Consider the following 14,491-nt stretch of genomic DNA (forward strand, 5'->3'; position numbering starts at 1 on the left):
AAAATGCTCCCAACTATAAATTAAATTGGAAAATAAAAGAATGTATGAAGAAATAATCATTCTCCTCTAAATTTTTCCGTTTTCAAATCCAAAAAATCAATTATACTTCCAAGTATGAAAAGATTTCTGGTATTTACAATTTTGTTTCTCTTCTCTTTCCAATCTTGCGTGGTATTCCAAGCGACAAAAGTTCCTTCGAATAATTTACAAAAAACATTATCCGGTGATACGAACAAATCTCCAAAAATTGTATTTTTAGGAGATAGTATCACCCATGGTCGTGTAAGTTATGATTATGTTGAATCAATACGGAATCATCCGAAATTTCAAAATGCATTGGTAGTGAATGAAGGGATTAACAGTAGATTAACAGTTCAAATTTTAGAACAATTAGATTCAGTGATTCGTTTTCAACCAGACTATATTTTTATACTCATCGGTACGAATGATCTAAAGGCAACATTATCAAAGGAAGAATATGATCGATATGCAAGTTTATGGAAATTAAAGGATCCTGTAACTGAAGATAGTTTTATTCAAAATTTATCTTTGATATTAGAACGGATCCAAAAAAGTACAAAAGCCAAAATCATAGTTTCCTCTCCTCCTATTTTAGGTGAAGATCCAAATTCAATTCCATATTTACGTTCAAAACGATTTGCTGAGTTGACAAAAGTAGTCGCAACCAAACAAAAAGTTAATTATTTGCCACTCCATGAAACTTTATCATATGAATTATCACTCCACTCTGATCTTCCAAAAAAAGCATATGTTCAAAACACTTGGAGTATGTATTGGACTATCTTAAAGTATTATTCTACAACTGATTCATGGAATGATTTAGGAACATCTAACGGATATTATTTTTTGACTGATGGAATCCATTTGAACGAAAGAAGTGGTCAAATCTTGGAAAAAATGATTTTAGAAACATTATAATTACTTTCACTGATTCTTTCACATACGGATTCTCTTCTAACCCATTGATTGGGAAATAAGGAGGGAATCCCTAGTCGAAACGAATGATACATTCAAAAAATTGAATTTTGAAAGATTCAATTCAGGAGAACTACTCATCAATTGAGTGTTTCATCGATTTTCTGATTCGACATTTTTGATTTCTTTTGGTACACAATAGTTCTTTCGAAAATCCAAGTTTATTTTCGTCAAGTAAAGTGAGGGAGAGAAATGGAATTAGAAACGGATGAAATCCAAAAGTTTGAACGTACATTATTCCGAAAAGGTGTTTCGTTAATTGTTTTTACAAAGTATGGATTAGGTATCATTTTCCTTTTGGGTGTGGCTTCTAACTATGCCACAAAAAGTTTTATCCCTAACTTAATTGGTTCATTAATATTTATTCTCAATGGTGTGGTCCCGGGTTATTTTTTGAAAAAAGAAAAAGAAATTTCGAAAACATTAGCGGTTGCCATAATCTTTATCGACTTGCTGATTATTTTATGTTTTTTTTACTTAGATATCTATAATAATTATACTAAAGGTGATGCTAGCAATACATTAAGTACTGGGATATTTTATATCATTTTTATCTTTATCGCCATATACTCTAGTTTTTTATTTGAAACAAAATTGGTAATGGCAGTAGGAATCACCGCAATTTTATTATATGTTGGAGGAATTTATTTAACCCACAAATTAGGAGCCATTTTTATTCCAAAACCTTTCCCTGAAATGATCCGCGCCAATCATATAATAGTAACAACCGAAATTCAAAAAGTTATCTTCTACTCGGGAGTGATTTTTAGCTTACGATTTGTAGTTTCGCTTATGAGAGAAATGCAAAATGATTTAAAGGCAAAACTGATTGAGACTTTTCAAAAACAAAATTTCATCGTAAATAAATCTTCCCAACTTGAAAAATCAGCAAACACGCTTGCTATGTCAGTTGAAAAATTACAATTGATGTCTGACGAACTTCACAACCAATCCCAAAACCAAGCTGCATCTGTGGAAGAAATTTCCGCATCCGTCGAAGAACTTTCTTCATCGGCAACAAGTTCGGCCAATTTAGTAGAAGACCAAGTCACTCGAGTGAAAATCGTAGACCAAAACTTTTTATCACTTCAGCACTTAAGTGAAAGTGTTAAATCGAAAACAACTCAAATTGCAAAAGATGTGAGCCATTCTGCCGATTTCAGTCGAAAAGTCAAAAATTCGTCAGACGAATTAAATGGTATTTATTCGGAACTCAACCAGGCTTTTTCCAAAGTTGAAGAAATCAACCAAATGATGTCAGAAATTGCCGACCAAACCAACTTACTAGCATTAAATGCTTCTATTGAAGCAGCGCGCGCAGGTGAACATGGAAGAGGTTTTGCCGTGGTTGCACAAGAAGTCGCAAAATTAGCAGATCGTTCGCAATCAAATGCTGGTACAATCGCAAAAATTGTGAAGGATGCTGGTTTAAAAATCAATGAGGGAACACGTTATTCCAAAGAAGTTAAGTCCCAAGTGGAAAATCAAAATAATGAATTATTAAGAATTGAAAGTGAAATCTTAGGATTAGAAGAACATGTCAATGAACAGGAAGTTTTAAACCAAAAATTAAGAGATACTTTTTCCGAACTCCATATACTTTCGGAACAAATTGGAATCATAGCACAAGAACAAATGTCTGGAAGTAGTGAGATCAATCGTGCTGTCACAGTCATTGACGAAACCACTCAAAAATTAGCTGATTCAGTCCAACTCCTTTACGAAGAAATCAGCGAAATCCACAACCAAGCGAAACAACTCAATTTAGTTTAGGGATTTAGATGAGACTGAATTCAGTTTTTACCTAAAACCTGTCTTTACAACTGAGAATCCTTCTAGATTTTTGGGATATTGGCAATTTATTTCTATTATAAGTGAAATCGGCAATGATCAAATCCCAACTTCCTCCTAGGCCCACGAATGGCCGCCGCATTGAAGATACCATTATGGATCTATTAGAAGAGGATCCAAACAACGAAGAACTTCTCATTTCAAAATTAGAAACAAGTCATTCCTTCAACCGAGATAAATCTCAAATTTATTCATCGATTCTCAAAGTACTAACTTCCCTTGATTTTAAAGAATCAGAGGCAAAAGAAATTTGGGACAGTGTTTTAGAAAATCAAAACAAACTCTCTTCATGTTTAAAAAGACCAGTTGGATTTCGAGTTGCCTTACTCGATTATTTGATCTACCACAATCAAAAAATCAAAAACCCAAAGATCATCGAACTTCAATTGTTCTCGGAAACTGAAAAACTTATCTTAGTGGATGAACTTACAAGGTTATATAACCGTAGGCATTTTGATACAGCACTTGTTCGTGAATTCAAACAATCCACTCGTTATAATTTAAACCTTTCTCTCCTTGTGATCGATATCGACGATTTCAAAAAAATCAACGATACTTATGGCCACTTGATGGGAGATGAAATTTTAAAACAAGTTGCAAACAAAATTTCAACCAGTCTAAGGATGGAAGATACAGCATGTAGGATTGGAGGAGAAGAGTTTGCGATCATTTTCCCTCAGTCAAACGAATCACAAGCTTTTAAAGCGGCGGAAAAATTATTGGAAGCTTGTCGCTCCATTCAAATCAGTGGAAAACCAGTCACCATTAGTGGAGGACTTGTTTCGTATCCAGAAAAAGTAAAACGTTGTGAAGACATGTATGATTTGGCTGATCGAGCTTTATACACGGCAAAGGATTCAGGCAAAAATCAAATTGTGATTTATTCAAACGAAAAAAGAAGCAGTTTACGTTTTGAGACAAATTTAGAATTGTTCTGCGTTCTCCCTAACAAAACAATTCGTTCTATTTCGAAAAATATTTCAATCACTGGAATTGCTTTTGAAACAGAAGATGATTTGGCATTAAACGATTCGATTCCAGTTTTGCTACGCGAATCAGATTCCAACCACGAAATCAACGCTAAAATCAAAGTGGTGCGGAAAGAAAAAATTGGTGAAAAAATATATAGTGTAGGTGCGGAATTTGTTGAGTTATCACATGATTCAAAAACCAAATTAGCTGATTTGTATTTACTACACCAATTCAAGGCAAAAACTCCTATTGGTGTAGTTGTTTAGTTTGCTTAACGAGCGTTAGGCATATCACTCAATCCTCCCGCATTGATCACAAATGAGTAGCCACTTGCGGATAAAATTTGTTTTGCCCTTTCACTCCTTGCGCCGGAACGGCAATATACAATAATTTTTGATTGTTTGTTTTTGAGTAAACCAAGCTCATTTGGTAAAACATCGACTGGTATATTGATCGAACCCGGGAAATGACCATCTGCAAATTCAGACTTAGTTCGAACATCTACAACAACAGCTCCATTTTCTATCCATTCTGCTACCATTTGTTTATCGCCTTTTGATTGAATTTTTTTTTACGAAAACAAAGAGGAATCCAATGATCACTCCTACAATTAAAAATGTTTTCATATTTACCTCTTTTTTTCCATTTTTTCCTTGCAAAGAGTAAAGTCAAGAAAAACATAATACAATAGGGGGTATAGTATAGTAAACCACCCTAAAACACACTCCCTTTAAAAAATGGGGTTGTATGGTAATACAAGAAAAGGATAAATCAATGATGGTGACTACGGATACAAAGATTGGAATTCAGATCAAACCTCTATATGACTTTGAGTCGGGGACGTGGACTTACTTACTTTTAGATATAAAATCAAAACAAGCAGTACTCATCGATCCTGTGATTGAAAACTTAGACCGAGATCTTCAATTAATTGAAACTATGGAATACAAATTAGTAGCAACAATTGAGACACATATGCATGCAGATCATATTACAGCGGCAGGTGTATTGAGAGATAAAACCGGATGTAATTCGTATGCTCCCCATCTTTCTGGAGCTTCGTGTGCAACCCATTTTTTGAAAGAAAACGACACAATCTCTATTGGAGAACTTAATTTAAAAATATTACATACTCCAGGGCATACACCTTGTTCCATCTCTTTAGTTTTAAATGAGATGTATGTTTTCACAGGTGATACATTATTTGTAAGAGGGTGTGGGAGAACTGATTTCCAAGGTGGGAGTGCAGAATCATTATACCATTCGATCACAAAAAAACTTTTTTCGTTACCAGACGATACAATCGTTTTTCCAGGTCATGATTACAAAGGATTTGTTTCTTCCACCATTGGCGAAGAGAAACAGTGGAATCCACGAATCGCCAATCGAACGCTGGAGGACTTTAAATCCATCATGGACAATTTAAATTTACCAGAGCCAAAAAAAATCCATGAAGCAGTGCCAGCAAATCGAGCCTGCGGGAAAATGATATGACAGTAGGAATTTTATTTTTATTATTAGGAATCGGTGCAGGAATCTTAGGTGGCCTTGTTGGTATCGGTGGAGGGATCTTACTTGTCCCTGCTCTTGTATATTTTTTTGATTTTAATCAAAAATTAGCTCAAGGCACAACACTTGCTGCCATGGTTCCACCAATCGGGATAGTCGCAGCTTACATCTATTATACGCGAGGCGAAACCAACCTATTTGCGGCGGCACTCATTAGCGTTGGATTTATTTTAGGCAGTATTTTTGGTGCAGGTGCAGCTTCCAAAATTGATACAACTGTACTTTCTAGGTTTTTTGGAATTTTCACTGTGATCGTAGGGCTCAAAATGGTATTCTTTCCAAAATAAATTTCGAAAAAAAATTTGTTTGCCGTAACATCCGAGTCCTTTTTCCATTCAATGGTGTTCGGTTTTTATTTTGCACTTTTTTGGTTTTTATCTCGTTTTGTTTTTTACAGAATTTCATTTCCAGAAGTCCTATTACCTCCAATCACCTTCCTGTTTTGTTGGAACTTAGTTTTCACTTCACTTTGGATTTCTCTCATTTTTGTGGTCATTATTGGTTTTTTGGGGGTTTTACTTCGTATCCCTGTCATTGGAATTTTTGTGCAAGGGATACGAAACCAAGTGGCGGAGGTGGGATGGGTTTCATTTCTAAAAAACCGAACCATGATTTGGCTATTGAGCCAAACTTCTATTTTGCTCGGTTCCTATCAATTTGTATATGGAAAAGTAACCAAAGTGGAAACTCTCTACCTTTGGCTATCGCTAATCCTATTTGGGTATTTCTTCAAACAAAAATTCCACAAACCCATGGCACAATTTACAGGGAACCAACGGATTTTATTCTACCAGAATGGGGTGCGAAACTCAAAATCTGATTCGATCGATTTTCCCAGAGAGAAAGACGTCACTCCTCCTTAAAAAATCACAATTTCCCAACCAGATCTAGATTGAGACCATCTAATTGGTATGTACGGTTTTGCATTTGTTTCCACCAAAAATTTAAGTCGATCTTTCATCATAAGTTTCTTGCTTTTTCATTTTTTTGTCTGCGGACCGGTTACACTTCTTTCTAAAACGGATTCATTACCTCTGCTCCCAAAACCAGGGCAAAAAATTGCTGTATTTGCTGAAGGTTGTTTTTGGTGTTCAGAGCATATTTTTGAATCCATTCCTGGTGTGATTGATGTAATCTCTGGTTATGCGGGTGGGCATACTGAAAATCCGACTTATGATTCAGTGAATACTGAAACAACTGGGCACGCCGAATCAGTGTATATCGTTTACGATCCATCTAAAATTAGTTATGCGGAACTTTGTAGAATATTTTTCCTTTCTCATGATCCGACAACCAAAGACAGACAAGGACCTGATATTGGATCTTCTTATCGTTCTATCTTATTTTACTCGGACGAACTGGAATTTAAAATTGCGAACCAAATCAAGGAAGAAATCCAATCTAAAAAAGTATGGAATGGTAAAATTGTTACCGAATTCCAAACATTAAGACATTTTTATCAAGCGGAAGGATACCACCAAAACTTCATTCAAAAGAATCCCACACAATCTTATGTTTTAGCAGTATCAATTCCAAGATACAACGATTTTAAAACTCGATATAAAACTTATAACGAGGTACTAAAAGGTAATCAAGGGAACAAATAAACCAAATTCTTCTCTGTGACTGGGACTTCCAATTAAACTTTTCTAAACATTAAAATGCAGAAAACTGTTCTTTGATCTTTGTTCTAAACGAATCAAATTCCGCTTTGGATTGAAATTTACAAACTTTTAAAATTTCCATTGGTATTTCAGATGATTTTGCCTCTTTTGCGTTGATTGCTATCATCATATCACTTATATAAATAGGATAGATGATATCAGAATATACTTCATCTGCAAGTAATGGTCGATGATGGTATTCCATCGCCTTAGTATAAAGAATTGGGAAACCCCACTTCTCTCCTACCATTGCACCTAATTTCGAGTGTGTGATCCCAATGGCAGATTCCTCTAAACTAATTGTAGAAGCAATTTCTCTTGTGGTAGAAAATGTTTTAATTTTTTTCATGTGGTCTTTGTCAAAAGACAATAATAAAATTTCACCAATATCATGAAGCAGGGAAGCTGCGATCAAATTACTGAGATCCGATTTGTTTAATTCCATCCTTTGTCCTATTGCCTTACAATAAAACGCCGACTCGTTTGACTTTTCCCAAATAGCTGCAAATGCAGGGAATTTATCCTCTAACATTTGTTTGGTAGCTAAACTATACAAAAGAGTTTGTAATTCTTTTAAACCAATCAATTGGATGGCTCGGTCTAAACTTTCAACTTTGCCTCCTCGTCGAAACGCAGCAGAGTTTGAGAGTTTTAAGATATTCGCTGACAATGCAATATCACGTTTGATCATTTCAGCAATGGTTCCAATACTCGAATTGGGTTTATCAATCGCATCCTGAATATCTTTGATAGATTTTGGGAAAGTTGGGAGATTATCAATTTGAGAAATAATATGGTCTATTTTTTCAAGCTGTTGGTTTTCCTTTGAAACCTTGGCTGGAATATCAATCATAAAGACAGTTTTGTTTTCACCAGATTCGAACTTAAAAGCGGATTCACCAAGACCATCATTTTTTAACATCATAAGAGTCATGATGAGTCCTAAACCTGCACCTTCTTGGTCATTGGACATATCCATAAAAGCATCAGCCAAATCGTTATAATCCTTTGCTTTTGAGATTCGTGCTTTAATTCTTTGTGCTTCGATCGGAGTTAATTGTACATTATTCATAATGCGAATTCGCATTAAACTTCTATTATGTATGAAGGAAACAAATACTCCATAGTTATTTTTTTGTAAGGACTCTTCTATCTCCTCACGATTTTCAAGATACGTGGACTTGAATTTGCTGATAATTGATTCATATTCCTTATCATTTGTAATATCCGTCGCATTGTTTTTATAAAATACTCGTTTTGCATTAGCTTTGATTGCATTGGTCACAGTTTCTTTCATTGCCGCAAGCACAGAATCTCTAACAATGATTAGGTCAAGTTGTAAAAGAAACCGGTCTAAAATTTGAAATAGTGTATTTTCTACTTCATCTGTGATTTGAAAAAACTTAAAATGAAAAGGAGCATTTTCCACAATGGGATGATTGATATTTTCAATATTAGTGTGAAGGCCTAATTCTCGTTTGAATTCTAATGCAATAGCCTTTGGACTAGCCATAATACCTCTTAAGGAAGGAGTGCGGGGAATCCCCTAATCTTATTGTAAGGAGTACACCTACGCTCCATCGAATGCAATAAATTTAGAAAAGCAAGCGTTTAACAGGAAAAAGATGGCGAGTGAAATTTTGTGACAAGTACTGAAAAAACAATTCGTTTCTTCACTAAATTTGCTACAATATTGAACAAAGATTTAAAATATTTTTATTTTTGGTAATCCCAAATTGTACTTCACTGCTACAATTCTGATGATCACTACCAAACTCGCTGAAACAACCAAGTTAATGTTTCCATCACAAGAAAAAGAATACAATACCAAATACAAAACAGCTCCCGCCAAACACGCAGTAGCATATATTTCCTTGCGAAAGATAAAGGGAACTTCATTCATAAGTGTATCTCGGATCACACCACCAAAGATGGCGGAGATCATCCCAAGTAAGGCTGAAGCAAAAAAATTCACTCCATGATCGAGAGCAATTCTTGTCCCAAGCACTGTGTAAATTCCAATTCCCAAGGTATCGAATAAGAACAATTCATTGCGAAGTTTTGTCAGCAATTTTGGAAAAAAAATGACAAGTAAAAAACCAAGAAAAATAGCCCAGAGAAGATTCTCATCTTTCACCCAAGATACGGGATAGTTACCTAAAGTAATGTCACGTAAGGTTCCGCCTCCAATGGCAGTGATGAATCCAGTAAAAAAAACGCTAAAAACGTCATGGTGGTGTTCTTTGTGTTCCAATGCGGCTACAGCCCCTGAAATCGCAAATACCATGATACCAGCAAGTCCAATGTAATAAGAAAAGCTAAAATCCATCTGTTTTTGTCTAATTTTTACCTTTTAGACGGAATAAAAATGACATTTCACCACTCTCTCATTTGTTGTATAGTATAGAGACACAATATTATGTTCAACAGATTCCTAAGGACTACAATCATTTTCGTTTTTATTTTCCTTGGTGCCTGCATTCCTACAATTTCTAAAAGTTTGATGCAATCTGTTTCTGACTTCTTACAACTCAGAAGTTTGGTCAATACGGGTCCCTATCAAATCTCAGTCACAGTTTCTGGCCTTGTTGGTTCGGGGCTCACTCTCAATTTAAATTCTGGATTATCGTCTCTCACAATCAATACAAATGGAGTATACCAATTTAGCTCTACTCTAGTCAGTGGCCAAGATTTTAATGTCACGATTACAAACCTACCTGTTTTACCAGCCCAAACTTGTACTGTCAATGGTGGAACTGGAGTTGTAGGATTTGGAAATATCAATTCCATCATCGTCAACTGCGATCCATTACGTTACTCGTTAGGTGGAACAATTACGGGTCTTGATGGAATAGGATTCACACTTATCAATTCCTATGATGGTTCTACATTAGCAGTTGCGGTTGCAGCTGGAACATTTGCGTTTACGCAAACCTATGAAGCGGGAACTCCTTACAATGTTACCGTATCCGTTCAACCAAATCACCCTGTGCAGGATTGTCTCATCACAAACGGATCCAATACATTTGCTGCAATGGATGTCACAACGATTTCTATCAATTGTACATCTACCGCATACCCAATTGAGATCACAGCAGTGGGTATTGGGTCGGGGACATTAACTTTAAGCAATAATGGATCTGAAACACTTCCGATTGCCACAGATGGATTACATCGTTTCCCAACCAATCTACCACCATCCAGCACCTATAATGTACAAATTGTATCATCACCACCAGGGCACCAATGTGTATTAAGTTCCACTTCTGGTACAATTGCCGGAACAGTTTCTATATTAGCAAATTGTTTTAGTGTTTTGGCTTATACACCTCGAAATGGTGGGATCTTGTTACCAACAGAATCCTTGCGGTTAGTATTTTCTGCTGAAGTGAACACAGGAAGTTGTGCTGGTTCTGCGGGGACCTTAGATACAACATTAAGTTTGGCAATTAACTTCACTTTGGCGACAACAAATTTTGCCAATGATACACTTATTGTATCCCCCGCACCAACTGATAGTTGGTTATCAGGGCACCGTACACTAAACCTTAATTGCCAAACAAATGTTGGAGCCCATCCTTTATCCACAAGTATTTCGTTACTTTACATGATACCGTCAAACCTGCGTTATGTAGCCGATGTCGGAGGGAACGATGGTAATGACGGACTCACTCCTGGAACTCCTAAACGAAATCTCCAATCAGCCATTGATAGTTTTGGGGCTTGTCCAACAAATGATTGTGCTGTCCTAGTTTCGCAAGGGTCGTATGACCCTGCCGCAGTCAGTGACCGTATTCAATTAGTTTCAGGGATTTCACTTTTCGGAAGTTATGAGCCAGGTTTTGCGACATGGCGGCCAGAAGACAAAGATTCTACCATTTTTATGGATACTGTCCCTGCTAGTTGCGCTTTGGCTACTGCGACAAATCCTTGTGCTTCTATCGCTGCAGATGTTTCAGTTACATCACCTGTTGTGATTTCAGGATTCCAAATTGAGTCAGGTAGTTCTGCTCCGTTTATGGCCGGAGTATTCCTCGATTCCACTGCCAATGTCAGACTCATAGATAACGTTATCAAAGCTGGCACAAGTACAAGTGGCTCGGCAGGTGTTTTTTCCACAAACAGTAATCCTTATCTTGTCCTCAATCGTATCGAAGGGGGGACGTGTACAACAAATAGTTGTCACTCGATAGGTGTTTTGATGTCTTCAGGAGTACTAATTGCTCCGGTGATTTTTGGAAATGTAATCCTTGGTGGAAATGCACCTGGAATTTTGACCGGAGCGACATCCGCTGGCATTCGTTATTCTGGGACCTTTGGAATCGATGTAACAAATATTCGCCAAAACATCATTACTTCATTGGGTCTGCAGAATAATGATCCTGGAGCAACCACAATATCAGTTGCTTTTGATATTGGTACTCCTGCAGCATCTTCCACCGGCATCTTAGTGGGAAATCAGTTCAATCATGGAGCAGCATATGGTTCCTACGGCATACGACTCCAAGGGGCAACGAACATTCAAATTGGTTCAACGACACAAGGAAACGTGATCAACGGTAGTGCGAATGCTCGTTTTGAAAACATAGGAATCAATATATTAAATTCCAATAACATTGTCCGTCGGAATTTTATCAATCTAGGTACCACAGACAGAAGCAACGCATTCAATACAACTGCGGGAATTGTATTCACATCCGGTTTGAACAATACTTCCATCATTGAAAATAATACGATCACTGGTGGGAGTGCGACTGATCCAACTAACTTTTCTACTGCCCAATTGATTGGGATATCCGCAACCGCATTTGGACCAGGATCTTCCATTAGCAGAAACCACATCCGACTGGGAACAGCCAATGGTGGAGGTACTTCAGTTGTAACAGGGATCAGCATCTCAACTTCTGGTGCCATGCTTGTTTCGAATAATTGGATCCAAAATGGCACAAGTAATCGGAATGCAAGAGGGATTAATTTATACCAAATCACAAGTGCAATGCGAGTCTTTCACAATACAGTCAGTAGTGGTCCCGATACACCAGGCAATGATGCTGCTATTTATCTGAGTGGGTTCTCCAATTCTTTACTCATTGAGAATAATATTTTTTATTTGAATTCGGATGTCGCAGGAAATGCGTGTATTTATAATGTAAATGGCACGAGCGGTGCTACTCGATACAATGTCTTTCACAATTGTACAAATCTAGTCTTCCAAACAGCTCTCAATTATACGGACATCTGTGCTGGTGGAGTGCCTGGGAGTTTGGCATGTGTGACTCCGCTAGGCCTTGCTGCAAACTATGGGAACAATTTGAATCTCAATCCAAATTTGGTCAGTTTAATCGGTGTTTACTCTTATATCCCTACGGCTGCATCTTCCTGCCTAATCACAAGATCAACCAATACCATCATGGCCGATAGTTATAATGGACTTGGGACAAGGCCAGGTGTGGATGGTGGTGTATCCCTTGGAGCCATAGAATACAATTTGCCATGCACACCTTAATGATTGTTGAAAAGGATTTAAGGTAAAACGTAAATTCCTATGCGATCATTATACAAACTACCAATGTAAAGCTGGCGTTTTTTCTCTATGACACTTGTAATGTCCTTTAAATGTTCACCTGTCGGGTCTTGGACAGTCATAAGAACCTTTCCATTTCCATCCATTTTCAAAGCATAACCATAGGGTTGTGCTTTGGGCCAGAAAAACTTTGGTAAAAAATAAATCATTTTTTTCACAACAGGAGATGGGTGCATATGATCCATTCTGTCGTTTCTAACAGTGAATAGAGCCACCCAGAAGTCTCCATTTTCATTGCGAGTGATATTGTCTGGGAAACCAGGAAGATTATCGATCACAATTTCAGAACTTCCTTTTTTCGAACCTTTTAACCAAAGTTTTGTGATTCGGTAACGATAGGTTTCATTGATTAAAAGGAAGTCTTCATTTTTGGATAATGCAATTCCATTAGCAAAATACAAATTGTCGAGTAAAAGTTGAGTTTCTTTTGTTTTAGGATCGTAAACAAAGACTCGTCCATATGGTCTTGCTTCTAACAAATCATAAAGATACTCATTTTGTTCATATATAGATGCATCTGAAAAATAAATTTTTCCATCTTGTGCTATATCCAAATCATCAGTAAACTTTAATGGAATCCCTTTGTATTCAGAAACTAATGTGGTGATTTTGCCAGATTTATCCATTGAAAGTAAACCTTTATATGCATCGGCAATGATTAGGTTTCCTGACTTATCAAACTGAACGCCAAGTGGTCTTCCTGAAGTTTTGGCGATTGATTTGATTTCACCTTTAAGGGTGATGCGGATGATGCGACCATCTTTGTCTCCACCATAGATGTTACCCTCGCTATCGACATCAAGTGATTCCAAACCCTTAACTTTCCCGATCGCAAGTAGAATGGCTTTTTGTAATTCTGTGTTTGGTTCAAAAATCCCAACGGGTTCCGGTTTGATTGGAGGTTCATAAGCAACCGGCGAAAAGGATCGGCATGAGAATAAGCCGATAACGATTAAGATATTAAATAGTATTTGTTTCATATAGAACTCATCTCCTTTTCGATCAATGCATCCTTGACGGCCCATCGTTCATCCACCCAACGTTTCATTTTTTTGGACATAGGTGCAAACTGTTCGTTATCTTCGATTGGGACTTGGTCCCTTGGGATCACATCGACAAAAACTTTCAGTTTTCGAATTTTACCTGACATCAAATCTAAGAAACTAGGATTTTCGGTTGGATAAACAATAGTTAAATCAATAAAAGCATCAAGCGAATTTCGAAGGGAAGTCGACACAACAGATATCCCTCCACTATGTGGACGAAGCAAATGTTTGTAGGGATTTTTCTTAATTAATTTTTTCATTCGCTCAGGAGTACGTCTATGCCCTTCTAAAAAATTCAAAATAGAAAATGGCATTCCATTAAATTTTTCACATACTTTTTTAACGTTTTCCAAATCCTTCGTAGCAAGTTCAGGATTTTTTTTCAATTGTTCACGGCTACTTCGTTTAACGAAAGGGAAATCTAAAGCAAGCCATGCATGACCAAGCACTGGTACATACTTCAAGGAATCTTTGATAAAAAAACGAATTAGTGGAATTTTTCGGTTCAATACCGATTGGATGATATAAATATCTGACCAAGATTGGTGGTTACTAATAATCATATAACTACCATTTGGCTTTAAATTTTTAAAATTTTCACCAATGACTTCAAATTGGACACCGTATAAAAATCGAGAAATTCTATAATTATTTTGAATCCAAGCTTCACCAACTTTCACAAGTAATCGATCACCCAATCTTCTAACAGATCCTGTTGTCAAAAGTTTCCATATATACAACGGGTACATTGTTGGTATGATCCAAACTAAATTCAAAAGAAATAATATATAAGCAATAACTAAACCCAA

At 36.6% G+C, this 14,491-nt stretch carries 13 protein-coding genes; 8 read left to right on the forward strand and 5 right to left on the reverse strand.

Annotated features, from left to right (window positions below; all coding sequences use genetic code 11):
* Window positions 1-114: 114 nt before the first annotated feature.
* The 3 genes from EHQ43_RS09040 to EHQ43_RS09050 all read left to right on the forward strand — a co-directional run bounded on the left by EHQ43_RS09040 (window position 115) and on the right by EHQ43_RS09050 (window position 4,085).
* Complete coding sequence (locus tag EHQ43_RS09040) at window positions 115-939, forward strand: SGNH/GDSL hydrolase family protein (RefSeq protein ID WP_135740663.1); 825 nt, start codon at window positions 115-117, stop codon at window positions 937-939.
* Between the two features lie 249 nt (window positions 940-1,188).
* Window positions 1,189-2,769: a methyl-accepting chemotaxis protein gene (locus EHQ43_RS09045; RefSeq protein ID WP_135753114.1), complete on the forward strand. Its 1,581-nt coding sequence runs from the start codon at window positions 1,189-1,191 to the stop codon at window positions 2,767-2,769.
* 113 nt (window positions 2,770-2,882) lie between these two features.
* Entirely contained in the window at window positions 2,883-4,085 is a 1,203-nt protein-coding gene (locus EHQ43_RS09050) for a diguanylate cyclase (RefSeq protein WP_135740661.1), read from the forward strand.
* 5 nt (window positions 4,086-4,090) lie between these two features.
* Here EHQ43_RS09050 and EHQ43_RS09055 read toward each other — a convergent pair whose 3' ends face one another.
* Window positions 4,091-4,360 (reverse strand): rhodanese-like domain-containing protein, encoded by a 270-nt coding sequence (locus tag EHQ43_RS09055; RefSeq protein ID WP_244242721.1) that lies wholly within the window; start codon window positions 4,358-4,360, stop codon window positions 4,091-4,093.
* A 206-nt stretch (window positions 4,361-4,566) separates the two neighbouring features.
* Here EHQ43_RS09055 and EHQ43_RS09060 point away from each other — a divergent pair, with 206 nt between their 5' ends.
* From EHQ43_RS09060 to msrA, 4 genes are read left to right on the forward strand one after another with little or no spacing between them, the layout of a single operon-like run.
* On the forward strand, window positions 4,567-5,313 hold the full coding sequence (locus EHQ43_RS09060; protein WP_244242722.1) for an MBL fold metallo-hydrolase: 747 nt from the start codon (window positions 4,567-4,569) through the stop codon (window positions 5,311-5,313).
* Complete coding sequence (locus EHQ43_RS09065) at window positions 5,310-5,675, forward strand: TSUP family transporter (protein ID WP_135740660.1); 366 nt, start codon at window positions 5,310-5,312, stop codon at window positions 5,673-5,675. Before EHQ43_RS09060 ends, EHQ43_RS09065 begins: the two co-directional genes overlap by 4 nt.
* Before the next feature lie 51 nt (window positions 5,676-5,726).
* Window positions 5,727-6,251, forward strand: a complete 525-nt coding sequence (locus EHQ43_RS09070; protein ID WP_244242723.1) for a hypothetical protein — start codon at window positions 5,727-5,729, stop codon at window positions 6,249-6,251.
* Between the two features lie 48 nt (window positions 6,252-6,299).
* Window positions 6,300-6,995 carry a peptide-methionine (S)-S-oxide reductase MsrA gene (msrA, locus tag EHQ43_RS09075; protein WP_135770914.1) on the forward strand — a complete coding sequence of 232 codons (696 nt, stop codon included), beginning with the start codon at window positions 6,300-6,302 and terminating at the stop codon, window positions 6,993-6,995.
* Between the two features lie 49 nt (window positions 6,996-7,044).
* Here the strand turns inward: msrA and EHQ43_RS09080 are convergent, their stop codons facing one another.
* Both EHQ43_RS09080 and EHQ43_RS09085 read right to left on the reverse strand, forming a co-directional pair.
* Window positions 7,045-8,565: an HDOD domain-containing protein gene (locus EHQ43_RS09080; RefSeq protein ID WP_135740657.1), complete on the reverse strand. Its 1,521-nt coding sequence runs from the start codon at window positions 8,563-8,565 to the stop codon at window positions 7,045-7,047.
* A 192-nt stretch (window positions 8,566-8,757) separates the two neighbouring features.
* Complete coding sequence (locus EHQ43_RS09085; RefSeq protein ID WP_135740656.1) at window positions 8,758-9,381, reverse strand: trimeric intracellular cation channel family protein; 624 nt, start codon at window positions 9,379-9,381, stop codon at window positions 8,758-8,760.
* Window positions 9,382-9,555: 174 nt separating this feature from the next.
* On the opposite strand from EHQ43_RS09085, the gene EHQ43_RS09090 reads away from it, so the two are divergent.
* On the forward strand, window positions 9,556-12,558 hold the full coding sequence (locus EHQ43_RS09090; protein WP_341867041.1) for a hypothetical protein: 3,003 nt from the start codon (window positions 9,556-9,558) through the stop codon (window positions 12,556-12,558).
* Window positions 12,559-12,575: 17 nt separating this feature from the next.
* On the opposite strand, the gene EHQ43_RS09095 is transcribed toward EHQ43_RS09090, so the two are convergent.
* The gene (locus EHQ43_RS09095) at window positions 12,576-13,616 is read right to left on the reverse strand and encodes an SMP-30/gluconolactonase/LRE family protein (RefSeq protein WP_135770918.1); all 1,041 of its coding nucleotides are present in this window, start codon (window positions 13,614-13,616) and stop codon (window positions 12,576-12,578) included.
* The gene (locus EHQ43_RS09100; protein WP_135740653.1) at window positions 13,613-14,491 is read right to left on the reverse strand and encodes an acyltransferase; all 879 of its coding nucleotides are present in this window, start codon (window positions 14,489-14,491) and stop codon (window positions 13,613-13,615) included. The genes EHQ43_RS09095 and EHQ43_RS09100 overlap by 4 nt, the downstream gene beginning before the upstream one ends.

The organism is Leptospira bouyouniensis (assembly GCF_004769525.1).
GTDB lineage: Bacteria > Spirochaetota > Leptospiria > Leptospirales > Leptospiraceae > Leptospira_A > Leptospira_A bouyouniensis.